The sequence below is a fragment of the Gracilibacillus timonensis genome, from assembly GCF_900086715.1.
Classification (GTDB): domain Bacteria; phylum Bacillota; class Bacilli; order Bacillales; family Amphibacillaceae; genus Gracilibacillus; species Gracilibacillus timonensis.
Genome location: NZ_FLKH01000011.1, coordinates 163,412 through 187,421, shown reverse-complemented (window position 1 = coordinate 187,421; position 24,010 = coordinate 163,412). Strand labels below are relative to the sequence as shown.

Sequence of the window (24,010 nt, the reverse complement as noted above, 5' to 3'; positions counted from 1 at the left end):
ATCTGGCCATAGGACATCCCTGCGGCACAACACTTCACTTGATTGCCTGATATGTTTCTCCATTTATTTCACAAAAATGGATTAAGTCATTCTCAATATGTTTGGTCATCGCCTGCGCAGCCATTTCACTGTTTCGTTGTTTGATATACTGATAAATTTGTTCATGCTCCACAAATAACTCTTTCCCCCGGTGGGTACCTTTGAAATTTAATACACGAAAGAAAAAACTTAATGAATGAATAGATTCCAGTTGTTTATACAGTAAATGATTCTTACTGTATTGAATGATTAACTGATGAAACTCTGTATTCAATCGGATCAATTGTTCTCGATTCTCTACTTCATCAGGCAGCAGCAACTCAGTTTGCTCTATCACCTTACCGATTTTTTTGATTTGAGAATCCGTTGCTACATGGGCGGTTAATTTGGCGGCTAATGACTCTAATACGGTTCTGCATTGATAAATTTGAATAATATCATCGAATGTGGGGGCATAAACAAAAATACGTGATTTATCATCGATAATAAGTAATCCTTCTTTACGTAAAGTCTTCACAGCTTCCCTTACCGGACTCCGGCTAGTATGGAAAAACCGAGCCAGTTGCGCTTCATAAACGCGTTCTCCCGGCTTTAATTCCATGAAGATAATCATTTCACGTATCTTATAATAAACTTGGTCATAATATGGCTTTGATTTTTCTATGGAAAATTGAGACATTCTACTCCCCCTTTGTTTTCATTTATTGATAGCGGCTCCAACATCGATCAGATATTTGCTGTACTTCCTTGCTCAACTGTCCTTCATCGATGCCTGCTACATGACTGTCTTTCACACACCATTCCCCATCAATCCACACATGTGCTACATCACTGGCCTGCACGGAATGAACCAGCGTTCCATATCTGGAAACAATAGGAGCGATATGAAACTTATTTTTATGAATTGCAATGAAATCAGCTTTCTTACCAACTTCCAATGAACCTATCTCATGATCCATCCCTAAGGCCTTGGCGCCTTTTTGTGTTGCCATCTCCAAGATATGACGAGGGTTCGGTTCTGTCCTATTCCCTGATGACAACCGATGTACGGCCAAGCCAAAACGCATCGACTCAAACATACTTCCAGACATCGAATCCGTACAAATCGCTACATTGACCCCCTTCTCTTCAAGTGCTGCAATAGGTGCGATATCCCCTTTTTTTAAATTCCCTTCTGGAACGTGGGCGACGCTGGTATTTGTTTGGGCTAATAACGCTTGATCTTCCTCTGTGACATGGATACAATGGGCGGCTACCGTTCCAGAGCCTAGAATTCCTAAATCATGATATAATTGTACGGGTGTAACCCCATCCCTTCGCTGGATCTCAGCTACTTCCATCTTACTTTGCGCAAGGTGGGTGGTAATGCCCACGTCATACCTCTTGGCAAGCGAGGTGATTTCCGCTAAGAAATTCGTGGTACAGGTATCTGGTGCATGCGGTCCAAAATGACAAGTGATTCTGCCATTCGCTTGGTTATGCCATTTATCGATTATCTCGATATTTTTGGCTAATGTTTCTTCTTGCGCCTTCGCATCTAATGCATAGATCCCTTCAGGAACCCTGAAAAAATCAATATTATGAATCCGTTCGCTGATAACAGCACGAAGCCCTAAATCTTTCATAGCAGTAATGCTTTTCATTGATTGGATGTAGTTAGAGGCTATACAGGTATTACCTGCTCGAAGGGCCTCCACATAACCAAAAATATTAAATAAATCGCATTCTTCCTCTGTTAACAACACACCCTGAGGAACATTACGTGAGTATAATGGCGGAACACCGGTATCAGAACCCACTCCACGATTGACGACCAGCGCGCCATGGTAATGTGGATTAACAAAACCTGGCATAATCATCATGGAGGAGCAATCCACTATCTCTGCCTGAGGGTATTGTTTTTTTAATGTCACTTCCTCACCAATTGCCTCTATCTTATCATCATTAATAACCATTGCTCCTTGAGGTAGTATATCCCCTGTTTCGTTCATGGTGATGATGTCTCCCTTTATTAATAACACTTATCTCACCACTTTCTCATCCATTGATAGTATCTTCCATTGTCCATTACAAGGAGAGCCTTCTGAGTAGATAAATCGTTTATTTGCCACATCGAAGATTAAAGCAGTCGCCGTGGAATGTGGCGTAAGATCTTTGCTCCTTGACCCTGTATTTTCAAACTGATGAATGCATAATTGACCTAGCTGATCTTCACCCGGTGCTACGTGCTGACTCAACAACTCTTGCAAATGCGCCAGCCACGCTTTTCCTTGAATATTTTCTATTGCTTGTGTCGCTTTTTCATATCGCATGCTACGGTCACTGCCTTCTGCTCCTCGCCCTTTTAATAAAAGCGGATGGTTAGCTCGAATAACCGAATTATCCGCTATTATTTGCTGTTGTATTTCTCTTGTAACAGGGTCATGTTCCAAGATGCCTATCGTATAATTGGCATCGACTAGAAAATGAATACCACCTACATCACTCGGCGTCTGTTGCAATTGCCGCTCTAGAGTTTGCAGGCCATCCTGTACATGGCTACAGTGTTGAAGTACATATTCATTGGCCGTACCTCTTGTATCCACCAATTCTGAATTCTTACTAGGTGGATGTTCTGTTAGGCTGGCATAAGAAGAGAGCACCGCCAGCCCTGCTTCATTCATGCCAGAATTAATCCCTTCCTGCCAGCCCATTTTAAAGAAAAAATAGCCATTATGTTGCAACGAGCTTGGTTGATAGTCAAATGTAAGTACCGTATCTGGGGTATCTACCGTTTTAGCGGCAAATAGCAAAGCATTTTCCTGATCACGTTTCATGAACATCGTACACATAGAATGATTCTCCCCTTAAATCACTTGATGGATAGACGCCTGCTCTGAAGGCTGCTCTTCATTCTGATCAATAAGTGCTAAAATTTCACGCTTATATTTGTTAAAAATAGGGGAGGTGGAATCCCTAGGCCTTTCCATATCAAGGTCAATAATCTTGTTCACCCGACCTGGACGTTTACTTAGAACAATGACCTTCGTCCCCAGCGTCAAGGCTTCCTCCACCGAGTGGGTGACAAATATAATCGTACGTTGATGCTCCTGCCAAATTCGAGCCAATTCTTCCTGCATTTCCGATTTCGTAAACGGATCAAGGGCCGCAAATGGTTCATCCATTAAGATAAGGGCCGGATTTTGCAGAAGTGCCCTTGCAATTCCTACGCGTTGGCTCATCCCTCCAGACAATTCATGGGGATAATGTTTTTCAAAACCGGTTAGGCCCACCATATCAATATACTTTTGCGCTTCTTCCTTTTTCTTCTTTCTGCTTGCACCTTTTAGTTTTAGATGGAAAGCGATATTTTTCTGCACACTTAACCAAGGCATTAATGTTGGCTGTTGAAAGACCATTCCTCGATCTGCCCCCATCGAATCTATCTTCTTATCGTTCATACGAATCTCACCGGTAGTTGGCTTTTCAAACCCTGCCACCAAGTTAAGCAAAGTAGATTTACCACACCCGCTTCCTCCTAGCAAGCAGACAAATTCATTTTCTTCAATGTTTATTTGAATGTCTTTCAGCGCCTGTACCTCGGTACTACGTTTTTTGTCTGTAAATATCTTATCCACTTGGTCTATTTCTAAAAAAGCCATCTTTATCATTCCTCCTATATATTTTCAATCGAGGCTCCCCGTTGCCACGGAAGTAATGCTTGACTCGCTTTTTTAATGGCGAAATCTGTCAAAAATCCTAGTAAACCAATACTTATCATACTTGCGATAACCAAGTCATATCTTAGGAAATAGTAGGAATCCCAAAGCACATAACCTAAACCACTGTTTACAGCTACCATCTCTGCCGTTACGGTTAACATCCATGCTGCACCAATACCAATCCTCATCCCTGCCATAATGTTCGGAAGGGCTGCTGGTAAAATAACATAGCGTAAGATGTGCCATTGTTTTGCCCCCATCATGCCTCCAGCACGCACCAGATTCTTATCAACTGATTTCACGCCATGAATCGTATTGATTAAAATGGGAAAGAACGCTGCTAGAAAAACTAAAAATATCGCTGGTTTATCGGCAATCCCAAACCAAATAATAGCTAGCGGTATCCATGCTACTGGTGGGATCGGACGGAGCATTTGAATCGTCGGTTCTACTAATTTCTCCATCGGCTTCCACCAGCCAATCATAATACCAACAGCAATCGCTGCTACTGTCGCAATACTGTATCCAATCAGTACTCTCAGTGCACTATTTCCCGCGTCCGTCAGCCACTGACCACTATTTGATTCTACTAATCCTGTTGTTCCAAATACCCAATCTATCAAAGCTGCTAGGATACTGGAAGGGGCAGGTAACAAAGAACTTGATATCATGCTTGCCCTTGATAAAAACTCCCATAACAAGATAAAAGTAACTGGGACGATAATTTTTAATAAAAATGATGTTGTCTGCTCTGCCAGCTTCATGTTCATTCCCCTTTTGATATGTTTTCTCTTTGGCGCTTTGCAACGTTTCGTCCATTTGTCGTTATTACTTTCCTAATTCTTCGGCGCTTTTACCCGTCGCCTGTTCAATAAAGCGATAGTCCATATTCGCTTCCGCTTCTTCTGTCACATCAGATTGAATATAGTTAAGCTCTTCCATCATGTTTGCAATGGCCAGTGTTTCCTCCAAGTGCATTTGATAATCTGGAAAAGAGTTCTCCAATGCTTCTCTACTAACCTCTTCACTTAAAGAAGTATTTTCACCTAAGACGTCTACCCAAAGTTCTGGATCAGCCTCTAGACCGTCTACTAAATTCACCACGCCATCTACTACTTCATATATGGCATCTTCTTTTTCTTCAATCACATCGGAGCGCGTAACGATTAAATTAGTTAAATTACCTGCATCCTGTTCATAAGGATAGACAAAATGTTTCCCTGCTTCACTTAGACGAATCTGTGAAGCGAATGGCTCTACAGTGGAAATCATGTCTACCTCTCCACTCTCTAAAGCACTTGCGTGGTCAGCAGGGTTCGCAATATTAATAATCTCTAGGTCTTCTACGGGATCAATACCATGCAGCATGAATTCGCCTCGCATGTGAATATCCTGCGCATTCCCTCTGGAAGCAGCAACACGGAATTTCTCACCAGATTGTTTATGCTCTTCAATCAATTCTTTAAATCCATCCCAATCATCTGCCTCAAGAGGTACATCATTTCCTACTACGATCTCTGATCCTCCATTGATCTGACCAGATATGGCGACCAAATCAAATCCTTTATCCAGAGCAGTAATGTAATGAAGATAGGTTACTTGCGCTACATCTAAACTCCCGGAAACTAAGGCTGTCAGTACATCATTACCTGAAGCAAAGCTTGTTGCTTCTACATCTATATCCTCCACATAATCTGGTGTTAATGACATCGGTAAACAGTGTGCACAGGTTGCATAACCCAAGGTGATGCTGTCTGCTGTCGACACTTCAGAAGAAGCATCTGCCTGACCGCCTTGGTCACCTCCACAAGCAGTTAATAAAAGTAAAACTAACCCTACTACAGTTGCCCACAACCCAACTCTATTACGGCTTCGATTCAACATCGATTCATCCTCCTACACAAAAGTGTTTGTTTATTTGTTATCTCTATTTTTATATACTTATGGCACGATCGGCAATCACCTTGTCATATAATTTCCCAAACTTTTTAATTTTTGTCACCTTCATATGCTAATCGAAATAAGGTATCTTCTAATACCTCCATCCCCTGAATCAAACTCTTTTCTTCCGTAAACTCCAAAGGCGAATGGCTGATTCCTGATTTACTCGGTACAAATAACATCGCTGTTGGTACCGTTGTTGCTACCACTTGGGAGTCATGGGCAGCACCACTGTGCATGGACTTATATGGGATCTTTTGTTTCTTACAGCTTTGTATGAGCTGCTGGATAATCCGTTCATTCATTTGCACAGGCTGTGAAGAAAACCACGTCTCGATAGCTACCTCGATGGATTGATCTTTCGCTATTAGTTCTATTTCTGCTATCATTTTATTGGCTGCCTCTTCTAACGATTGCTCATCAATATGACGAACGTCTAAAGTGAAATGGGCACTACCTGGTACGACATTCGAAATATTTGGCTCTAATTCAAATTGGCCGACCGTTGCCACAAGCGGATCCCCCCATTCATCTGCTATGGACAAGAGACGATTCACCATTAGACTTGCCGTCTTCATTGCATCCTTGCGATAAGCCATTGGCGTTGTTCCCGCGTGATTTGCCTCCCCTGTAACAGTAATCCGTAGCCTTCTCTGTCCTACAATACTATGAACAATACCCACATCGATCTCCTCTGTCTCTAACACATTACCTTGTTCTATATGCAATTCTACAAAGGCTTCTACTTGTTTTCTTGGTTCTTGTGTACCAGAGTATCCCAATTCCTTTATCACCTGTTCCATCAACAATCCAGCAGTATCCTTAATTCCTTTGATATCATCTATCGTTGCCTTTCCAAACATACTCTTGCTTCCCCACATGGCAAAGGGAAATCTGCTTGCTTCTTCTTCAGCAAAGGCAACTACCGCTATGGTTTTCTTTGGGGCTCCATATTCCTTTACCAGCTTTGCTATAGCCAAGGCTCCAGCAACAATGCCATATTGACCATCATATATTCCTCCACTGACAACTGTATCTAGATGGGACCCTGTCATAATCCATTCATCTGGTGATTCCGCACCTGGTATCCACGCAATGACGTTCCCTGCAGCGTCTACTTCTACACTGAAACCCTCTTCTTCTAACCATGTCTTCAAGGCCTGCTGTGCTTGTTGCCAAGCATCTGAGTATACCAGTCTCGTTATCCCCCCTTGCTCATCCCAGCCATAACCGGCAAGCCACTGTAATTTTTCTAAAATCAAACTAGACATTCTATATCTCTCCTCTAAAAAACTGACCTGTTTTAACTATTTTGTTATGGCACCTATCATCTTATGAAAACAATCATGCTTCAAGTTCATTGTTACATTAGCTGACACACTACTTCGCAATTATCGTGTTCTTGATTATGATGAGCAGTAAGTTAGATAAGGAAAAGGAGTTTTTCAATATGTCACACGCGAGCATGATTATAAATGGAAAAATAGTAACAGAAGATGACGTCATCGAAGGAAATATGGAGATAATAGATGGGAAAATCAAACGAATTAGCAAAGACCAGCCGCACCAGTCTATACATGAAGTGATTGATGCGAAGGGACAGTATGTACTTCCAGGTATGATTGATACCCATGTGCATATCAACGAACCCGGCAGAACAGAGTGGGAAGGATTTGAAACGGGATCAAAGGCACTGGCTGCAGGTGGAACGACTACCTATATTGATATGCCGCTGAACGCATTGCCCACTACTGCTACTCGAAACGCCCTACAACAGAAAATAGATAAGGCATCGACTAAAAACTATAGTGATTACGCCTTTTATGGTGCCTTAACACCAGACAACCTCGAACACCTGGAGGAATTGACGGAAGCAGGAGTTGTAGCCTTTAAATGCTTCCTATCTACCTATCAAGCGGAAACACCAGATGATTTCAAAAGCATTGATGACTTCACTCTATTGGAAGGAATGAGAAAGATTGCTGGGCTCGGCAAAATACTGCTTATCCACTGTGAAAATGCCGAGATCACAGATGGTCTGGCTTTAAAGAAAATAAAACAAGGAAAAACAACGACCTATGATTTTGTAGATTCCCGACCGATCATGGCAGAAGTGGAAGCAGTATCTCGTGTTATTTATTTTGCTAAAGAAACAGAATGTCCTGTCCACATCGTCCATGTCAGTTCTTGGGAAGCTGTGCAATTAATCCAGCAAGCAAAACAAGAAGGAGTAGATATTACATTAGAATCATGTACTCACTATTTTGCAATGAATGCGGAAGATTTCATGCGTCTTGGTCCAGTTGCCAAGTGTCAGCCGCCGCTTCGATATCCGTCCGAACAGGAAGCATTATGGCAGTCTCTTCTCCATGGCGACATTGATTGGCTGAGCTCTGATCACTCTCCGTGCAGTCCTGCCTTAAAAAAGGGAAATATATTCGAGGGAATGGGCGGAATAACCGGCTGTCAAAACAATGTTGACCTCATGTTTGACTTAGCCGTTAATAAGCGAGGAATGAGCGTCGTCCAATTCGCTAAACTTATCGCCACCAACCCAGCCGAACGATTCTCCATTCCGAATAAAGGAAGGCTGGCACCCGGTTATGACGCCGATCTAATATTGCTTGATCCTAGTCAAAGCTATACCATACAGCCAGAAGATCTTTATTATAAACATCCAAAAAACAGCCCCTATATCGGCATGGAAATTGGTACACGCGTCACCGGGACTTTTCTGAGAGGAGAACAGATTTTTTCTATCTATCAAGGGATTATTGGTGAACCAAAAGGTGAGCATTGGAGCCATTCCTTAACGGCTGTGCAATGACATCACCGAGCAGCCAAGAAGAGCCTTCCTGTTAAGTATCTGTGTCAACAGCAAAAACTCCTGAGCCATAGCAGCACAGGAGTGTTCTTGCTTACATATAATGAATCTGGTCTTGATACCGATCAAATAACCCCGCGTTATAATCATCGCCGCCATCTAAATTAGCACTTCGAAAAATCGGGATATCTGTTCCTTTTTGTTCAAAAATCTCAATCATCTTTAGTACAATCGAATGAATGGTATAGCTTCCCACTATAGTCGAAATAGGAGCAACCTTTTGCGAAAGAGATTGAATGGACACTACGGCATCCCCTGGTTCACCGCCATTATCAATCACGATGTCACTGACTTCAAATAGACGTTTCCCAGAAGAATGGCGCGAGGAGACTTGTTTGGAGTAAGTTACATTCGTTAAGCTTATCACCGTTACTCCTCTTTCTTTCGCCGCTAATGCCATATCAATCGCTACCGGATTTCTACCTGATACAGAATGAATAAATAGCACATCGCCTGCTTTTACTGGCTTGGCATCTAACAGGATATCGCCATATCCCTCCAGTCTTTCTAATTGACTGGTCAACGTAACTGGCTCTACATTGAGCATCAAACTTGGGCTGAAAATCGGATTAAATAAGGCAAATCCGCCCGCTCGATAAAAGGCGTCTTCCGCAACAATACCAGCATGAGAAGCACCAAATAAATAGATAGACTGCCCAGCCATTACGGCATCTGCCATACATGTAGCCGCCTCGCCAATTTCATTTTCTTCCTTCTCCAAGATCCAATCCAATGCCTCGGTAATTTTTGCATGATAATCCTTCATGTATGTCATCTTCTCACCATCCTATCCAAATATCTTCGCTATCCAATCACCAATAAATGACCATAGAGAGAAATCATTTCCACCAAAGATCACAATCCAATCGGCTATGGTGCCATTTAAAACAGGTACTGATAATCCTACCAGCAGTATCATCACAACCCCTGCCACGGCTGAGCCTCCAATCGCACCTTTTAACCCGCCGGTACCGTTTCCGATAATAGCGGCTGTCCCTATCTCAAAGAAACAAGTAATGGTAAGTGGCACAATTACAAAACTAAAAACACCTAAACTTCCCGTAATAAAAATCGTTGCCACCGATGTAATCATTGATACAATAAAACCGATTAACACAGCGTTCGGCGCATATGGGAATAAAATCGGTGCATCCAGTGCTGGTACTGCGTTAGGAATCCATTTCTGCGAAATCCCTTGGAAGGCAGGAATAATTTCAGCAAGCATCATCCGCACACCAAGTAATAAAATCGTTAAACCAGCACCGAATAGAACTCCTTGCATTAGGCTGTAAATCACGATATTCTGCTCGGCACCAAAGGTGGTTGTTGCCGTGTTAAACCCGATAATAATACTTACTACCAGATAAACGAGAAACATCGTAATCGAGGAAGTAATACTGATTTCCCGTAAAAATTCAGTAGACTTTGGAAACTTGATATCCTCTGATGACTTTCCTTTATTACCAAACAGCTTACCAACCCCTGCGGAAATAAGTGATAAGATCGTAGTTGGGTGCCCAATAATAAAATCATCTGACCCTGTTACTTTCCGAACAAACGGACGTAATAATGCTGGCGCAATAATAATATATAGAGCCGTCATAATCGAAGCAAAAATAATCATTTGGGTGTTCCCTAAATTATTTTCCACCCCAATAGCAACGAAAACAAACGGGAACCAAAACAGCATATGACCGGTTAAGAAAACGTGTTTAATTTTAGTAAAACGGGCCACTAGCAAGTTGATCGCAAAGGCTACCAACATGGCAATTCCAATCTGTGTACCATATTGACTGAGTACTTGATCTGATCCCATTGCCGGATTGACCTCAGACTCCTGAATATCATACATAAGGTTAAACCCTGCCGTTAAGGGTTCGATCGAGCTAACCAAGATATTTGTCCCTTGGGTTAAAATCACAACCCCAATCACCGTCTTAGCTGTACCCGATACAATCGTCGAAAAATCTTTTCTCAATAACAGTAAACCTAATAATGCGATTAAGCCTAAAAAGATGGCCGGCTCACGGATAATTTCAATAACAAAATTCATAACTGATTCCACTTTTTATCCCTCTCTTTCTTAAATCGTATACGCTCCAAAAAGTTCGCTTAACGGAACTTTTTGGAACATCCTGTTATCAGGCTTTTATTTCTGCTTGTGCCTTTTCTTTAATCTCGTTCTTATCAACAAAGCTATTGATAACGACTACTGGCGTAGAGGTAGAAGCCTTGAGATTACCGGCTAGCTCATTGCTGGTGAAAATATAATCACTGTCTGATCCCGTTGCCGAACTCACATCCCCTGTCGTTACATCTGCTTCTATATCTAGGTCTTTTAGTGCCGCCTCTAAATTCATCTTTAATACCATCGAAGATCCTAAACCAAAACCACATACTGTCATTATTTTTAATTTACTCATTCGTCACACTTCCTTCTGTTATTATTTGATAAGCTTCTTCGGTAGATTGTGCATTCCTTAACTGATTCACTGCTTCTTCTTTCATCAGAAACAGGGATAATTGTTCGATCATTTTCAGATGCGATGCATCCCCTTTTGCTGAGAATGAAAACACCAAATCGACTGGATCATTCTCTTTACTGTGAAAGGGAACAGGCTTCTTTAAAATGGCCAGCGCCAATGCATTTTCAAGTACGCTCGCACTCGGTCTTGCATGAGCCATTGCAATCCCAGGAGCAATGACAATATAGGGTCCATTCTCTTCAACCGATTGAACCATGCTGTGCACGTATTCCTTGGTCACAGCTCCTGAATCCATTAGTAATTGACCAGAGACTTCAATCGCCTCTTTCCAGTTCTCTGCTTCTACTTGTACTACTATTTGATCCTTTTGCAACTGTTTCAATTCTTCTTCCTCCACTTCTCCTTACGGTCATTCAATAATTGATGGAATACTTCTGGGTTCTCCAAGTAGCGGTATAATTGTAGAAAATCCTGATTGTGAGACTCTTTAATAGCTAGCACAATGATGATTTTTACTTTTTCCGGATTTTTGGAACCAAAGACGAGTTCTTCATCAAAAATGGTCATACTGATTCCTTCTTTGAGCACATTATCTGGATGAGCATGGACAAACGCCACCTTAGGAAGAAATACCATATACGTGCCATTGCGTTCCACAGACATAATCATTTCTTGAATGTAGCCTTGTTTGATATAGCCTGCTTGTAACAATGGCTGGGCCGCCAGTGCAATCGCCTCGTACCAGTCTTGGGACTTGTGATAGTGTATTTGCTCATCGAAAAGGGTTGGCACAACAGACCTTGGCTGTTGATATACCTGATTAAATCGCTGGAGCTGTTTGCGATTGACAATCTTGTGTGCCTCATGTTGAATTTTGGCTTTCTCGTCATCCAATAATAAGGGGCTGACGCGATACGTTTTGATATCACTGATATTTGGTGCAGCCTGTTTACTCGTCGTGAGAATAAAATCAATCTCCTCTGGATCTAATTCCTGCTCCAGCTCTTGCGAATGAACAATACGCAACAAATTAAATCCTGGTTCAATATGCTCTAACTTGGTCATGAGAATAGAAGAAGTGGCTAATCCCGTTGTACAAACCACAATCACATTCGGTAAATATCTCTTACTATTACTTCGTTCTAGTGCTGAGCTGATATGCATCGTGAGATAAGCTACTTCCGCCGCAATCAAGCGATACCCTATATCAAGGGTGATTTGATGAACCATCTCGTAAATGGCTCGAAATCGTATCTTGATTTCTTCCGTATAAGGATTGTCGATCTCCGTTCCTTCTTCAATCCTTAGGAATGCTGCTTTCACATGATATATTAAATCGTTGTTTAGCTTCCTATCTGCAGATAAATTCACCTGAAGAATACTTGATATTTGGTCGATAAGATAACGGCAAAAAGTATATTCCTTTTGATAATGATCCAAATCATTAGCTTCAAATTTATATTTGACCACCTTGATCTGATCAAATATTTGGTGGATAAAATTCTCCTCATTTACTCGTAATGCTTGATCCGTCGACAGTTGATTTAAATAAGTAGCTACACCGCCTGAAACAGGGTTAGCGATCCGCTGTTTCTTTGGAACAAAAACAATATGCATTCCATCCACCCGACGTTTCCACCATATTAAGTAAATAGCGAGAGCGGGCCGAGAATCTTCACTATATGCCACACCACGTTCCTGCTCGCAGATATCTATCCATTCCTCGGCCAGTTCCTGTTCTGCACTTGCTATCGCTAACCATCTTGATAACGTATCCAGATTAGTACCCTGTCTCGTTAACCAATAAAAAACGGCCTTTCGTTTGCTTCGTTCTGTGCCGTAAACGAATAAACCTTTCCTGACTTCTTTAGAAAGCTGCAAATTATATTGATCAAAGAGCTCCTCCACTTCTCGAAGAAGGTGCTGCACACTAGTCCGACTTAGAAAGAACTCATCCGCTACATCCTGTATCGTAACCTTGTTATTCAACAGTAGATACAAACTAATCATCGTTAGCTGAACTTCTCTATCAAGCAGAGAATCTGTAAGCTCTAGTGACTCCAAAAGTTTTTCCTCATTATCGGTCACAAGCTGTACTCCTTTACCCGGGACTCTTTGTAGCAAGCTGTCCCTCCCTTCCAGAAAACTCGCTAATGTGTCTAAATCATTTCGAACCGTTTTCGCGCTGACTTCCAACCACTTGGCCAGAAACTCCACCGTCATAAACTGTTCACTTTCGATAAGCCTTGCTAGCAACTGCTTTTGTCTAGTAGATAACATGTTTATCACCCTTATCGTCAGTGTAATACGCTAACCGAAATATCGAAAGAACAATAATTGACACAACTGTGGTAAAAAAGTATACCTTCCGAGTTATTCTTTGTTAAATTGGGTTGGGTTATACATGGAAAGCCGTGTAGATATGGTGAAGTAAGAGTTTTTTCGTCTATCATTTACGCGCTATCATCACGGAGTTAAACGTGCTTTAAGACTTTAAAAACTACTTCTGTTTTATAGCGCTTTTTGTTGTATACTTGTGTTAAAAAGAGTTAATGCCATGAGGTGTACATGGAAGAGGCTGCATGGCATAAAGAGGAGTGATCTATCATGTATCATGTAAAAATAAATTCAGATATTTCAAAGAGTGAAGTTCCTGATTTAAGGGAATCTGTAGGCTGGGATCGTCACGACCAATTATACCCTGAACTACTTGATCACATTTATTTTTGGGGCGCAGTCAGAGATCATCAAGGTAAACTCATAGCGTTTGGTTATGTTTCCAGTCCTGGTAATTTACACGGTTATATGGAAGACATTATCGTTCATCCCGATTACCAGAGAAAAGGTATCGGTGTCAAGCTGGTACGCAGGTTGTTAGAAGAAGCGAATTTGCGCAAACTAGATCATGTTTCAGCAACATTCCAAGAAAAACACCAAGCATTTTATAAGCGTTGTGGTCTTAAGCCATGCAGCGCTGGGATTTGGAAAAGATAACATATTTCTTATTTTCGCTCCATTTTCTATTACAGTACTAAGTATTCACTTTTAAAATAAGGAAATGGTTTTTTGCTTTAAACTTTATTGTAAAATCATACATGGTTAATAAGTTTACCAAAAGGAATTAAAATTAAGCCTCTTCTCCCCCATTTTCTGTAGCCTCTTCTTCATACAGCGAATTAGATAACACGTTTTTTTCACTATGTTCTTTTTCTATAGTTAGCAATGCATCAAGGTATCCCATAATCCTCATTAAATTATAATCTGATAGCTTGCGTATTCTATCCAATATTTGAAATTCATTAGATGAAGCTTTTTCTTTTATAATAGGCTGTTCCTCTCCAGTAAGTAACCATTCGATGGAAACAGAAAGAAATTTGGAAAGTTTGTATATTCCTACAGTGTCAGGAACTCTTTTACCGCTCACATAATTACTCATTGCATTTTTAGAAATACCAGTAGCTTTAGATACATCCACTTGTTTTAGCCCTAAATCATTCATTCGATCCAATAAACGATCCCCGACTCCAATGAAGTTTTCATTCATAGTAAAATACACCTCCAATCTAATCAAAGTAACCAATACAATTGAGAATAAAACATTGAATTAAGTTCTCGATTGTAGTATTTTATAAACTAGGTAAACCAATTAACCATTAAAAAAATTTTACCACGTTCGTAGTATTACTGACACAGCTTCTATTGTTCTTTGGTCATTAATTATAGAAAGGAATGATTTTATAAAATGAGGAAAATTTGCTAATACTTCAACAAATATAAACAATCTACTCTCCAAAAATCATCATAGCTATTGATTGATAAACAAGACAAGCAATCATCCTTCCTATTGTTTCTTTTCTATTTGCTAATAAGCAATTGAAATATCAAAAAACATTATTGAAAGCGGATTATTAACCTTTTAAATTTTTAAAGTAAGGAATTAATTCTTTAAATAACTAATCAAAGGTGGAAATTATGAATTATCTTACAAATCACACAAAAAAACCGAACTATCATGTAGCCCTTATTATCGAAACATCCAATGAGTATGCAAGAGGATTACTTCGAGGAATCAAGTCTTACTTGAATGAGAATCGTCCCTGGTCGATATATTTAGGAGAACACAGCAGAGACCATACAGATCTTAGCTGGCTTAAAAACTGGAAAGGTGATGGAATTATTGCACGAATAGAAACGAAAGAAATTGCCTCCATTATAAGTGACATTAATCTCCCAACTGTCGATGTGAGTGCAAATCGATTTTTACCTCAGCTACCTTGTGTTGAAACCAATAATCAAGCCATTGCTACCATGGCAGCCGAGCATTTAATTAGTAAAGGGTTTAAGCATTTTGGTTTTTGTGGTGAAATGCAGTTCCCTTGGGCTAGACAAAGGTACCATTTTTTTATGAATTATGTGAAAAGCAAAGGTTTCGACTGCCATACTTTCGAATCCAATCGGAACAACTCATGGACTAAAGATAGGGAAGATATGGCTCAATGGTTAAAAACATTACCTAAGCCAATTGGAATTATGGCTTCATATGATATCTTAGGTCAAAAATTACTAGAAGCATGTCAGCTCGCTGATATAGCTGTACCTTATCAAGCAGGAGTCATAGGAGTAGATAATGATGAGCTGCTTTGTAACCTTTCTGATCCATCTTTATCTAGCATTGTTCCAGACACACTAAACACAGGATATAAAGCAGCGGAAATTTTAGATTTGATGATGGCTGGAGAAAAGGTTAAACCAGAGCTGCAGCTATTTTCCCCAATCACACTATTAACACGAGTATCTACTGATGTTGTCACCGTAGAGGATGAACTGGTTTCAGAAGCTATCCAAATGATTCGAAGCCATGCTTATGAAGATATTAAGGTCGAAGATATCCTGAAACACGTCCTTGTTTCACGAAGTGTGCTGGATAATCGATTTAAAAAAGCACTAGGGAGAACTCCTCATCAGGAAATATTGGAAGTGAAAGTAAATCTTGCGAAACAATTGCTATCTGAAACAGACTTACCTTTATCTTTAATAGCTGAAAAGATTGGATTCAAGCATTTCGAGTATATGAATGTACTTTTTAAAAGAAAAACAGGACTAACTCCAGGCCAATATCGAAAATCCAACTAATAAATCTACATTTTTAACAAAAAAATCTAAATAAGATAAATTCGCACATGTCGTATATTCAACTGACTGTCAGAAATAAATAAGGCTTCATGCCAATACGAAAAATCAAAATAAAGTAACGTAATATCTCATAGACTTTAAATTGCTAATTACCTATACTTGCGTTAATTACCTACACTACGAGCTAAGATATTCGGCATTCCATTCAGATTTTATATCTCACTCTGAATCCAGGTAATGAAATAATCAAACACATCAACAGAAGGGGAATTTTAACAAACGGGAGAAAGGAGGTAACTTAACAAGCAATTTTACGTCTTATCGAGAGATCATATGACAAGAAGTATACATTACAAAGGAGAAATGAAAATGTTTAAACCTAATTGTATGCGCTTACTATCACTCGTATTTTCCATATTTATTTTATTTTTTATCATTGGTTGTTCTACTGAAGAAGGCAGCGGCACGAATGGTGAGCAGTCTGAAGATGATGTGACTCAAATAACCTATTGGCATAATTGGGAAGTAGGTCCAGGTGGTGAAGAAATCCAACAATCCGTAGCCGCGTTTAATGAATCACATCCAGATATAGAAGTTGAACCAGTATATGTAGCTGCTGATGGTGGAGATTCTGTTTCCTCTAAACTAGTTACTGCAGTTGCAGGAGGAAATCCACCAGATGTGATGTTGGCAAGCCGTTATGGAATTGCAGAATATATGGATTCATTAACCTTACTAAACGATTTGGCAGAACGGGATGGGATTAATCAAGATATTTACTACGATTGGGCATGGGGGGAATCAACCTTTGAAGGGGATATCTTAGGCCTGCCATATGACGGTACTTCAAGGGCATTATATTATAACAAGGATCACTTTGAAGAGGCAGGACTAGATCCTGAAGATCCACCTACGACCATAGAAGAACTAGAGGAGGCAGCACTCCAACTAACGAAAGAAGAAGATGGTAGGTTTACACAGTATGGGCTGATTCCTTGGCTTGGAGAGGGCTGGTTATATTCTTGGGGCTGGTCTTTTGGGGGCGAATTTGTGGACGATTCTAACCAAGTGACCGCAAACAATCCTAAAGTGGTAGAGGCATTGGAGTGGATGACTGATTTCGCTTCCGAAATAGGTGCGGAAAATGTACTAAGTTTTGCAAATTCAGAGGGAAGCGAAGCACAAGACCCGTTTATCAGTGAGCAAGTTTCTATGGTAGTACAAGGTAACTGGATTATGGAACAAATAGCAGAGTACAACCCCGATTTGAATTACGGAGTTTCCTATATCCCTACTCCGACTGGCGATGACTTCACGACTTTTTTAGGGGGAAGAGCACTCATTATACCAAAGGGAGTAGAAGGAGATCGTTTGGAAGCAGCATGGGAATTTGTAAAGTGGCTTAGTTCTACAGAAGAGGGGCAAAGATTCAAAGAAATTAAGGGAGAATATTCGGTGATTCCGGAAGTGAACGAGGAATTATTTGGCGACATTCCAAATCATCAGCCATTCTTAGATGTATTGCCAAATGGGAAGCACCGACCAGTTGTATTAGCTGGAAATATGATGTGGGATGAATTAGCGAAAGCACCTGATCTCGTTCTTGATGGGCAAGGTACGCCTCAAGAAATCTTGGATAGAATTAATGAAACCATTAATAACGCCATTGATCAGGAAGAAGCCAGAAGGGAATAACAAAAAAAGGGGAATCTTCCCCTTTTTCACACATCGAAATAGTATGGGGGGTTCACAATGAAGTCAGTTTCACTAAAGAATAAGCAAGCTACTAAAACAAAAGTGAAAAGTACCATAGAAAGAAAACGTTCAAAATATGGAGTTATCTTTGCACTCCCATGGCTTATTGGATTAAGTGTTTTTTATTTCTATCCATTGCTTAGTTCCATGTATTACAGTTTTACAAATTACAATATCTCTGGTGTTTCTCAATTTGTTGGTCTAAGTAATTATATACAATTATTTAACGATCCAATGTTTTGGACAGGAATCAGCAATACCTTCTTTTATGCTTTGATGCAGCTCCCTTTGGCTGTCGTGACAGGCGTTTCGATCGCTTTATTACTCAATATGCGAATTAAAGGTCAAGGAATATTTAGAACACTATTTTTCATTCCATCCTTAGTCCCAGCAGTTGCCGTCGCTATTTTATTCCAATGGCTACTCGAAGCACAATTTGGTTTAGTCAATTACCTTTTAGATTTAGTTGGAATAGCAGGGCCAGGGTGGTTGGGCGATCCTACTTGGGCAAAACCTTCTGTAGTCATGATGTCTTTGTGGATCATCGGAAACACGTTTCTAATATATCTTGCTGGTTTACAGGATATATCACAAGAGTATTACGATGCAGCTGAAGTAGATGGCGCCAATCCTATTCGGAAAATATGGCATATTACCATCCCGCTTTTAACACCAGTTATCTTTTTTAATGTAGTAATGGGATTAATCAATGCTTTACAAGAATTCACACTACCATACACCTTAACATCCGGCACTGGTTCGCCAGCTGATTCACTAATGTTCTATAGCATGTATTTATATAACAACGCCTTTTTATATATGAGAATGGGATATGCTTCGGCTATGGCCTGGATTCTATTCGTGCTTATCATGGTTATCACTTTAATTATATTAAAATCGTCTAAACGATGGGTATTCTATCAAGGTGATGATTAGGAGGGATTTGAAATTGAAGAATAAAAAATTAAAAAGAGTATTAACCTATTTTTTTATAAGTTTAGCTGGAATACTGTTCGCGCTTCCCTTTTTCTGGATGTTTAGTTCATCCATAAAACCTAATACGCAATTGTTTAGTTACCCACCCATTCTAATACCAAATCCATTGGAATGGCAACATTATTATGATGCTCTTACCATGATTCCATTTTTTACTTACTTTAAAAATTCTTTAATTTATTCTGGATTATCTACACTGGGAGTTGTGGTTTCTTGCCCAATAGTGGCATACAGTTTAGCAAGGTTAAAATGGAAAGGTCGTGACACCCTCTTTGTTATTACATTGGCTGTGATGATGATTCCATTCCCTGTAACGATGGTACCTTTGTTTCTATTATTTTCTCAACTTGGACTAGTAGGTGGATTATTACCACTTATATTACCCTTGTGGTTTGGTATGCCTTTCTTCATTTTCTTAATGAGACAATTTTTCAAACAATTACCTAACAGTTTGGAGGATGCCGCTCGTATTGATGGCTGTTCCGAGTTCGGGATTTTTTTCAGAATTATGCTTCCGATATGCCAGCCTGCTATATTAACGATTGCGTTATTTCAATTTATGTTTTCGTGGAATGACTTCTTGGGACCATTAATTTACCTAAGTGACCCCTCGAAATACACTTTGCAAATTGGCCTGCAACAATTTCAGCAAACAGAAAGCACAGCTTGGGGACCTTTAATGGCCGCCGCTGTATTGATTGCAGTACCAATTATAGCACTCTATTTCTTTGTTCAAAAATCTTTCGTAAAAGGGATTTCCTTAGGTGGTGTTAAGGGTTGATTATTAGTCATCCTCAAAAATCTAAATAAAGTAACGTGATATCACATAGACTTTCCATCATTTATTCACTAGATTAATAGTGAGATAAAAATCCAACACGAAGGAGGAATTTGATTGAGAAAGAAACTGAACATAGCTATTGTCGGACTAGGATTTGGAGCTGAATTCATCCCCATCTATCGTGATCATCCAGACACCGAAATGTATGCTATTTGTCAACGGAACAAAAAAAATCTCCAAAGTATAGGTGATCATTTTGACATTAAAATGAGGTATTCAAATTTTGATGAGTTAATTCATGATGACAATATTGACGCCGTTCACATTAACTCACCAATACATTTACATGCAGAGCAAAGCATTGCTGCTCTTAAAGCGGGAAAACATGTAGCATGTACAGTTCCCATGGCTACATCAATTGAAGAATGCCAACAAATTGTGAAAGCACAGCAACAGCATGGGAAAAATTACATGATGATGGAAACCGCTGTCCAAACAAGAGAGTTTTTATACGTGAAAGAGCTTCGAGATAAAGGAGAACTCGGGCGCATACAATTTTTAAGAGGAGCACATCAACAAGAAATGGCAGGGTGGCCAGGTTACTGGGAAGGACTTCCTCCTATGCATTACGCTACTCACGCTGTAAGCCCTTTATTAGCTTTAACTGACAAAGAAGTAGAGTATGTTTCCTGTTTAGGATCAGGAAACATAGCAGATCATTTAACGGCGAAATATGGTTCACCCTTTGCAGTAGAGTCCGCATTATTCAGGTTAAGAGATTCTAATCTGGCGATGGAAGTAACCAGGTCACTATTTGAAACTTCTCGTGAATATGTGGAAAGTTTTGATGTTTATGCAGACAAGAAAAGTTTTGAATGGCAGCAATTAGAAGCTGAAGATCCCGTAGTCTTCACTGGAGAAAAGCCTAAAAGGGTTAACATACCAGATTACGCTCATTTTCTGCCTGAACCTATTCAGCGTTATACAACAGAAGGAGTATATGATTCGGAAGAAAATCAACATCTATCTTTTACACAGGGAAGTGGTCATGGTGGATCTCACCCACATTTAGTACATGAGTTTATTAGTAGCATTCTTGAAGAACGAGATGCTTTCCCAAATGCTCTCACCTCAGCAAATTGGACTTGCGCAGGACTATGCGCGCATGAATCGGCAATGAAGAATGGCGAAATCGTAAAAATACCTATATTTAAATCCCAATAAACGATCACTTAAGGAGGTGATTCACATGAAACGTACTGAATTCAATATGTTGCAAGCAAAAAGTTCCAAACAAACCATTCATATTTACCGACAGAATGGACGTACCCCTATAATTACACAACATGCAAAAACGAACAAGCGTCCATACATTCATCCTATTGTTTCACCAGATGGTGTGGGAGTCATAACAGAGGATGCTCCATCTCACCATCCATGGCAGCATGGGCTTTATTGTGGATTCAATAATATTAATAATATTGGATTTTGGGAAGAAGGATTAAGAGGTGGTTACGATGGTACCATTCGCCCTAAGCCATTATCTGAACCAGTCCTAAAAGAAAATAGAGCATCATGGAAAGTAGAAACGGAATGGCATGCGCCCGATGGAACGCACATGATCACAGAAAAACAAATTTGGACATTTACCGACCATCGTGATAAATACGAATTAGATCTTGTTTGGTCTTTACGAGCTGAAACATTACTTACTTTTGGTCAACACATAGCCGGTGGGCTGTTTCTGCGTATGCCATTCAGAGAAGAACTGGGTGGCAGAGCAATTAACAGTTACGGATTGGAAAACGAGGAAGCTGAAGCAAAGCCCGCCAATTGGGTTGCCGTCAGTATGCCCATTGAAAATCGCAAAAACTGGGCTGGAATTGCTATGATGAACCATCAAGATAACCCACAACACCCTGTTACTTGGAGGGTAGACGATCAGCTCGGTATTTCTCCAAGTAGATGCATCAGTGGAGAGTGGACTCAAGAGCAAGGACAAATAGAAAGATATAAGCATCGTTTATTGATTTACTGCGGTGAATCGAATACAGAACAAATAGAAGAAAATTGGAACACTTTTAACAATAGTCTAGTATAAACATATCAATCCAATGGGAAACAATATAAAAAATCATAAAAGATTGGGGATAGAAATATGACTGGAAATAGATTAAAGAATAAAGTGGCTGTAGTTACTGGAGGCGGTTCAGGTATCGGACGGGAGACATGTCTATTATTTGCAGAAGAAGGTGCACAAGTTGTAGTAGTGGACCGTTATGAATCGGATGCGCAAAATACGGTAGATTTGATTGCTGATCAAGGTGGCTTGCCCGCACTACCCGCAACTGCAGATGTGGGTAGTGAGAAAGACATAGCGAGAGTAGCTCTGGATGTGAAGAATAAATTCAATCGAGTAGACATTCTTGTCAATAATGCTGGGGTTCGTGTTTTTGGACCAATTACGGAAGCAGATGAGGAAACATGGCAATTTATCTTTGATATTAACTTACGTGCAGTGGGCTATTGCTGTAAACATTTTATTCCAATAATGTCTGAAAGCAATGGTGGTTCTATCGTCAACGTCTCATCGGCCAATGGTGTAGTAGGGCGCCCAGGTATGGGATTATATGATGCTACCAAAGCAGGCGTTCTTGCCCTTACACGCTCAATGGCATGTGATCATGCAGAAGAGAAGCTACGTGTCAACGCTATTCTTCCCGGTCCTACCTTGACCGACTACCATATTAAAAGGGCAGAAGCTGCAGGGAAAGAACTAGATCAAAGTGTAACTAAACCTAATCCTGATGGACCAGGTATCCTTAAACGTCAAGGAACCCCAAGAGAATTGGCCTATGGAATTCTATTCTTAGCCTCAGATGAAGCTTCTTTCGTAACAGGAGCATGTTTAAATGTGGATGGCGGGCTATCTGCACTTGCTCAGAGGAATTAGTCTTTAAAATTGAATAAAAAGAAAAGCTATGAATAGGATAGGAACATTAGTATCAAGAGGTTATTGGGAATAAGGATTTTTAGAAATATAGCCACACAAGCACATTTTAATACAAAAATAATATACAATGAAAAGACGACTCACACTTTTATAATGTAAAATGAGTCGTCTTTTTAAATAATTGGATATTTTAGAGTCACTAACAATTTTCATTGTTTTTTTGTTCTTATTCGTTAACTTTTTGTTATAACTGTTTAAGGTCTTATAGAAACTTTAATAGCACTAGAATCTTGAGCCATCTCCATCGCTTCTTGAAAATCATCTAATTTGTATGTGTGTGTTACGATACCTTCTGCACTTATCAACCCTCGCTCAAATAGATCAATAACAACCGGGTAGGTATATGGGCCAAGATGAGAACCTCGAATGTCTAATTCTTTTTTGTCTCCGATGACACTCCAATCAGTAGTCGTTTCTTGTCCAAACACACTAAACTCAACGAATCTACCTAATTTCCTAGTCATTTCTAAACCTTGTGTAACTCCTTTTGGATTTCCCGTAGCTTCAATGTAAACGTCACAGCCATAACCATTTGTCAGGGATTTTATTTTCTCAATGGCATCTTCTTTTACAGGATTAATACATAGATCAGCACCAAAACTTTTGGCCAATTCTAATCGTTTATCATTTGCATCGAGCACCACTATTTCTTTCGGTGTTTTTAATTTAATAAACTGAAGCATGCATAATCCAAGAGTTCCTGCACCTGCTAAGACAACACAGTCCTCAAATTCGATAGTTGCTCTTTGTACAGCATGTACCGCACATGCCATTGGTTCAATGAGACTTGCTTCGATATCGGTTACTCCATCCGTAACCTTATAAATGGTAGACTTGTTACTAAATTTCATATACTCTGCCATGGCACCCTCAGCAACACCCTGTTGAAAACCATACATGTTATGAACTTGGCACATCCAATATTTACCTGTCCTACAATACCAACAGTTTCCACAAGGATTAATTTGATCTGTGGTTACTTTATCACCCACTTCAATTCCATGAAGTTCTGCCGCTCCATCTCCTAATTGTACAACGGTTCCATAAAACTCATGTCCGGGAATTACTGGAGCCTTTAACCATGGATCTTCTCCTGCCCAATACATATCAGCACCATGGTAGACTTTTATATCGCTGCCGCAAATTCCACAGGCCTCGACTTTAATAACCACTTCTCCTGCACCTGGTACTGGCGTTTTTGCTTCCTCTACTCTATAATCTTCTGGCCCGTAACAAACAACTGCTTTCATCATTTCAGGAATCTTATTCATATTGATACGC

General features: G+C 40.0%; 23 protein-coding genes. 9 read left to right on the top strand and 14 right to left on the bottom strand.

Annotation, left to right across the window (positions count from 1 at the left end):
* Positions 1–34: 34 nt before the first annotated feature.
* The 7 genes from BN6556_RS08280 to BN6556_RS08250 all read right to left on the bottom strand — a co-directional run bounded on the left by BN6556_RS08280 (position 35) and on the right by BN6556_RS08250 (position 6,952).
* Positions 35–718: a GntR family transcriptional regulator gene (locus BN6556_RS08280; protein WP_066189627.1), complete on the bottom strand. Its 684-nt coding sequence runs from the start codon at positions 716–718 to the stop codon at positions 35–37.
* Between the two features lie 22 nt (positions 719–740).
* Positions 741–2,060, bottom strand: coding sequence for an amidohydrolase family protein (locus BN6556_RS08275; RefSeq protein ID WP_066189624.1), 1,320 nt, complete (start codon positions 2,058–2,060; stop codon positions 741–743).
* Positions 2,061–2,870 carry a carcinine hydrolase/isopenicillin-N N-acyltransferase family protein gene (locus BN6556_RS08270; protein ID WP_066189621.1) on the bottom strand — a complete coding sequence of 270 codons (810 nt, stop codon included), beginning with the start codon at positions 2,868–2,870 and terminating at the stop codon, positions 2,061–2,063.
* A 15-nt stretch (positions 2,871–2,885) separates the two neighbouring features.
* Positions 2,886–3,680 carry an ABC transporter ATP-binding protein gene (locus tag BN6556_RS08265; RefSeq protein ID WP_066189618.1) on the bottom strand — a complete coding sequence of 265 codons (795 nt, stop codon included), beginning with the start codon at positions 3,678–3,680 and terminating at the stop codon, positions 2,886–2,888.
* A gap of 14 nt (positions 3,681–3,694) precedes the next feature.
* Positions 3,695–4,504 (bottom strand): ABC transporter permease, encoded by an 810-nt coding sequence (locus BN6556_RS08260; protein ID WP_066189615.1) that lies wholly within the window; start codon positions 4,502–4,504, stop codon positions 3,695–3,697.
* Positions 4,505–4,568: 64 nt separating this feature from the next.
* On the bottom strand, positions 4,569–5,624 hold the full coding sequence (locus tag BN6556_RS08255) for an ABC transporter substrate-binding protein (protein ID WP_078059986.1): 1,056 nt from the start codon (positions 5,622–5,624) through the stop codon (positions 4,569–4,571).
* Positions 5,625–5,728: 104 nt separating this feature from the next.
* Positions 5,729–6,952: a M20 family metallo-hydrolase gene (locus tag BN6556_RS08250; RefSeq protein WP_066189611.1), complete on the bottom strand. Its 1,224-nt coding sequence runs from the start codon at positions 6,950–6,952 to the stop codon at positions 5,729–5,731.
* A 179-nt stretch (positions 6,953–7,131) separates the two neighbouring features.
* On the opposite strand from BN6556_RS08250, the gene allB reads away from it, so the two are divergent.
* The gene (gene allB / locus BN6556_RS08245; protein WP_066189609.1) at positions 7,132–8,508 is read left to right on the top strand and encodes an allantoinase AllB; all 1,377 of its coding nucleotides are present in this window, start codon (positions 7,132–7,134) and stop codon (positions 8,506–8,508) included.
* A 91-nt stretch (positions 8,509–8,599) separates the two neighbouring features.
* On the opposite strand, the gene BN6556_RS08240 is transcribed toward allB, so the two are convergent.
* The 5 genes from BN6556_RS08240 to BN6556_RS08220 all read right to left on the bottom strand — a co-directional run bounded on the left by BN6556_RS08240 (position 8,600) and on the right by BN6556_RS08220 (position 13,331).
* Positions 8,600–9,340 (bottom strand): SIS domain-containing protein, encoded by a 741-nt coding sequence (locus BN6556_RS08240; protein ID WP_066189607.1) that lies wholly within the window; start codon positions 9,338–9,340, stop codon positions 8,600–8,602.
* Positions 9,341–9,352: 12 nt separating this feature from the next.
* Positions 9,353–10,618 carry a PTS ascorbate transporter subunit IIC gene (locus tag BN6556_RS08235; RefSeq protein ID WP_235817476.1) on the bottom strand — a complete coding sequence of 422 codons (1,266 nt, stop codon included), beginning with the start codon at positions 10,616–10,618 and terminating at the stop codon, positions 9,353–9,355.
* Positions 10,619–10,706: 88 nt separating this feature from the next.
* Complete coding sequence (locus BN6556_RS08230) at positions 10,707–10,988, bottom strand: PTS sugar transporter subunit IIB (protein WP_066189598.1); 282 nt, start codon at positions 10,986–10,988, stop codon at positions 10,707–10,709.
* Positions 10,981–11,433, bottom strand: coding sequence for a PTS sugar transporter subunit IIA (locus BN6556_RS08225; RefSeq protein ID WP_066191232.1), 453 nt, complete (start codon positions 11,431–11,433; stop codon positions 10,981–10,983). Before BN6556_RS08225 ends, BN6556_RS08230 begins: the two co-directional genes overlap by 8 nt.
* Positions 11,430–13,331 (bottom strand): BglG family transcription antiterminator, encoded by a 1,902-nt coding sequence (locus BN6556_RS08220; protein ID WP_066189596.1) that lies wholly within the window; start codon positions 13,329–13,331, stop codon positions 11,430–11,432. The genes BN6556_RS08225 and BN6556_RS08220 overlap by 4 nt, the downstream gene beginning before the upstream one ends.
* Positions 13,332–13,658: 327 nt before the next feature.
* Between BN6556_RS08220 and BN6556_RS08215 the strand changes: the two genes are divergently transcribed.
* Positions 13,659–14,045 (top strand): GNAT family N-acetyltransferase, encoded by a 387-nt coding sequence (locus tag BN6556_RS08215; RefSeq protein WP_066189593.1) that lies wholly within the window; start codon positions 13,659–13,661, stop codon positions 14,043–14,045.
* 133 nt (positions 14,046–14,178) lie between these two features.
* Here the strand turns inward: BN6556_RS08215 and BN6556_RS08210 are convergent, their stop codons facing one another.
* Entirely contained in the window at positions 14,179–14,595 is a 417-nt protein-coding gene (locus BN6556_RS08210) for a helix-turn-helix domain-containing protein (protein ID WP_066189589.1), read from the bottom strand.
* A gap of 428 nt (positions 14,596–15,023) precedes the next feature.
* Here BN6556_RS08210 and BN6556_RS08205 point away from each other — a divergent pair, with 428 nt between their 5' ends.
* The 7 genes from BN6556_RS08205 to BN6556_RS08175 all read left to right on the top strand — a co-directional run bounded on the left by BN6556_RS08205 (position 15,024) and on the right by BN6556_RS08175 (position 22,669).
* Positions 15,024–16,184: a XylR family transcriptional regulator gene (locus BN6556_RS08205; RefSeq protein WP_066189586.1), complete on the top strand. Its 1,161-nt coding sequence runs from the start codon at positions 15,024–15,026 to the stop codon at positions 16,182–16,184.
* A gap of 369 nt (positions 16,185–16,553) precedes the next feature.
* Positions 16,554–17,879: an ABC transporter substrate-binding protein gene (locus tag BN6556_RS08200; protein WP_161485677.1), complete on the top strand. Its 1,326-nt coding sequence runs from the start codon at positions 16,554–16,556 to the stop codon at positions 17,877–17,879.
* 57 nt (positions 17,880–17,936) lie between these two features.
* Positions 17,937–18,875, top strand: coding sequence for a carbohydrate ABC transporter permease (locus BN6556_RS08195; protein WP_066189584.1), 939 nt, complete (start codon positions 17,937–17,939; stop codon positions 18,873–18,875).
* Between the two features lie 13 nt (positions 18,876–18,888).
* Complete coding sequence (locus tag BN6556_RS08190; RefSeq protein WP_235817475.1) at positions 18,889–19,716, top strand: carbohydrate ABC transporter permease; 828 nt, start codon at positions 18,889–18,891, stop codon at positions 19,714–19,716.
* A gap of 114 nt (positions 19,717–19,830) precedes the next feature.
* A complete protein-coding gene (locus tag BN6556_RS08185) occupies positions 19,831–20,940 on the top strand; it encodes a Gfo/Idh/MocA family protein (RefSeq protein ID WP_066189577.1) in 1,110 nt (369 codons plus the stop codon).
* A 25-nt stretch (positions 20,941–20,965) separates the two neighbouring features.
* On the top strand, positions 20,966–21,817 hold the full coding sequence (locus BN6556_RS08180; protein ID WP_066189572.1) for a DUF6807 domain-containing protein: 852 nt from the start codon (positions 20,966–20,968) through the stop codon (positions 21,815–21,817).
* 57 nt (positions 21,818–21,874) lie between these two features.
* The gene (locus BN6556_RS08175) at positions 21,875–22,669 is read left to right on the top strand and encodes an SDR family NAD(P)-dependent oxidoreductase (protein ID WP_066189569.1); all 795 of its coding nucleotides are present in this window, start codon (positions 21,875–21,877) and stop codon (positions 22,667–22,669) included.
* Between the two features lie 254 nt (positions 22,670–22,923).
* Here BN6556_RS08175 and BN6556_RS08170 read toward each other — a convergent pair whose 3' ends face one another.
* On the bottom strand, positions 22,924–24,000 hold the full coding sequence (locus BN6556_RS08170) for an alcohol dehydrogenase catalytic domain-containing protein (protein WP_066189568.1): 1,077 nt from the start codon (positions 23,998–24,000) through the stop codon (positions 22,924–22,926).
* Positions 24,001–24,010: the final 10 nt, after the last annotated feature.

Bases quoted from the DNA above. Each gene is read 5' to 3' on its own strand.
- BN6556_RS08250 (WP_066189611.1), bottom strand. From the start codon at position 6,952: ATGTCTAGTTTGATTTTAGAAAAATTACAGTGGCTTGCCGGTTATGGC.
- BN6556_RS08180 (WP_066189572.1), top strand. From the start codon at position 20,966: ATGAAACGTACTGAATTCAATATGTTGCAAGCAAAAAGTTCCAAACAA.
- BN6556_RS08270 (WP_066189621.1), bottom strand. From the start codon at position 2,870: ATGTGTACGATGTTCATGAAACGTGATCAGGAAAATGCTTTGCTATTT.
- BN6556_RS08230 (WP_066189598.1), bottom strand. From the start codon at position 10,988: ATGAGTAAATTAAAAATAATGACAGTATGTGGTTTTGGTTTAGGATCT.
- BN6556_RS08280 (WP_066189627.1), bottom strand. From the start codon at position 718: ATGTCTCAATTTTCCATAGAAAAATCAAAGCCATATTATGACCAAGTT.
- BN6556_RS08235 (WP_235817476.1), bottom strand. From the start codon at position 10,618: ATGAATTTTGTTATTGAAATTATCCGTGAGCCGGCCATCTTTTTAGGC.
- BN6556_RS08195 (WP_066189584.1), top strand. From the start codon at position 17,937: ATGAAGTCAGTTTCACTAAAGAATAAGCAAGCTACTAAAACAAAAGTG.
- BN6556_RS08260 (WP_066189615.1), bottom strand. From the start codon at position 4,504: ATGAAGCTGGCAGAGCAGACAACATCATTTTTATTAAAAATTATCGTC.
- BN6556_RS08200 (WP_161485677.1), top strand. From the start codon at position 16,554: ATGTTTAAACCTAATTGTATGCGCTTACTATCACTCGTATTTTCCATA.
- BN6556_RS08240 (WP_066189607.1), bottom strand. From the start codon at position 9,340: ATGACATACATGAAGGATTATCATGCAAAAATTACCGAGGCATTGGAT.
- BN6556_RS08175 (WP_066189569.1), top strand. From the start codon at position 21,875: ATGACTGGAAATAGATTAAAGAATAAAGTGGCTGTAGTTACTGGAGGC.
- BN6556_RS08265 (WP_066189618.1), bottom strand. From the start codon at position 3,680: ATGGCTTTTTTAGAAATAGACCAAGTGGATAAGATATTTACAGACAAA.
- BN6556_RS08170 (WP_066189568.1), bottom strand. From the start codon at position 24,000: ATGAATAAGATTCCTGAAATGATGAAAGCAGTTGTTTGTTACGGGCCA.
- BN6556_RS08210 (WP_066189589.1), bottom strand. From the start codon at position 14,595: ATGAATGAAAACTTCATTGGAGTCGGGGATCGTTTATTGGATCGAATG.
- BN6556_RS08205 (WP_066189586.1), top strand. From the start codon at position 15,024: ATGAATTATCTTACAAATCACACAAAAAAACCGAACTATCATGTAGCC.
- BN6556_RS08220 (WP_066189596.1), bottom strand. From the start codon at position 13,331: ATGTTATCTACTAGACAAAAGCAGTTGCTAGCAAGGCTTATCGAAAGT.
- allB (WP_066189609.1), top strand. From the start codon at position 7,132: ATGTCACACGCGAGCATGATTATAAATGGAAAAATAGTAACAGAAGAT.
- BN6556_RS08255 (WP_078059986.1), bottom strand. From the start codon at position 5,624: ATGTTGAATCGAAGCCGTAATAGAGTTGGGTTGTGGGCAACTGTAGTA.
- BN6556_RS08215 (WP_066189593.1), top strand. From the start codon at position 13,659: ATGTATCATGTAAAAATAAATTCAGATATTTCAAAGAGTGAAGTTCCT.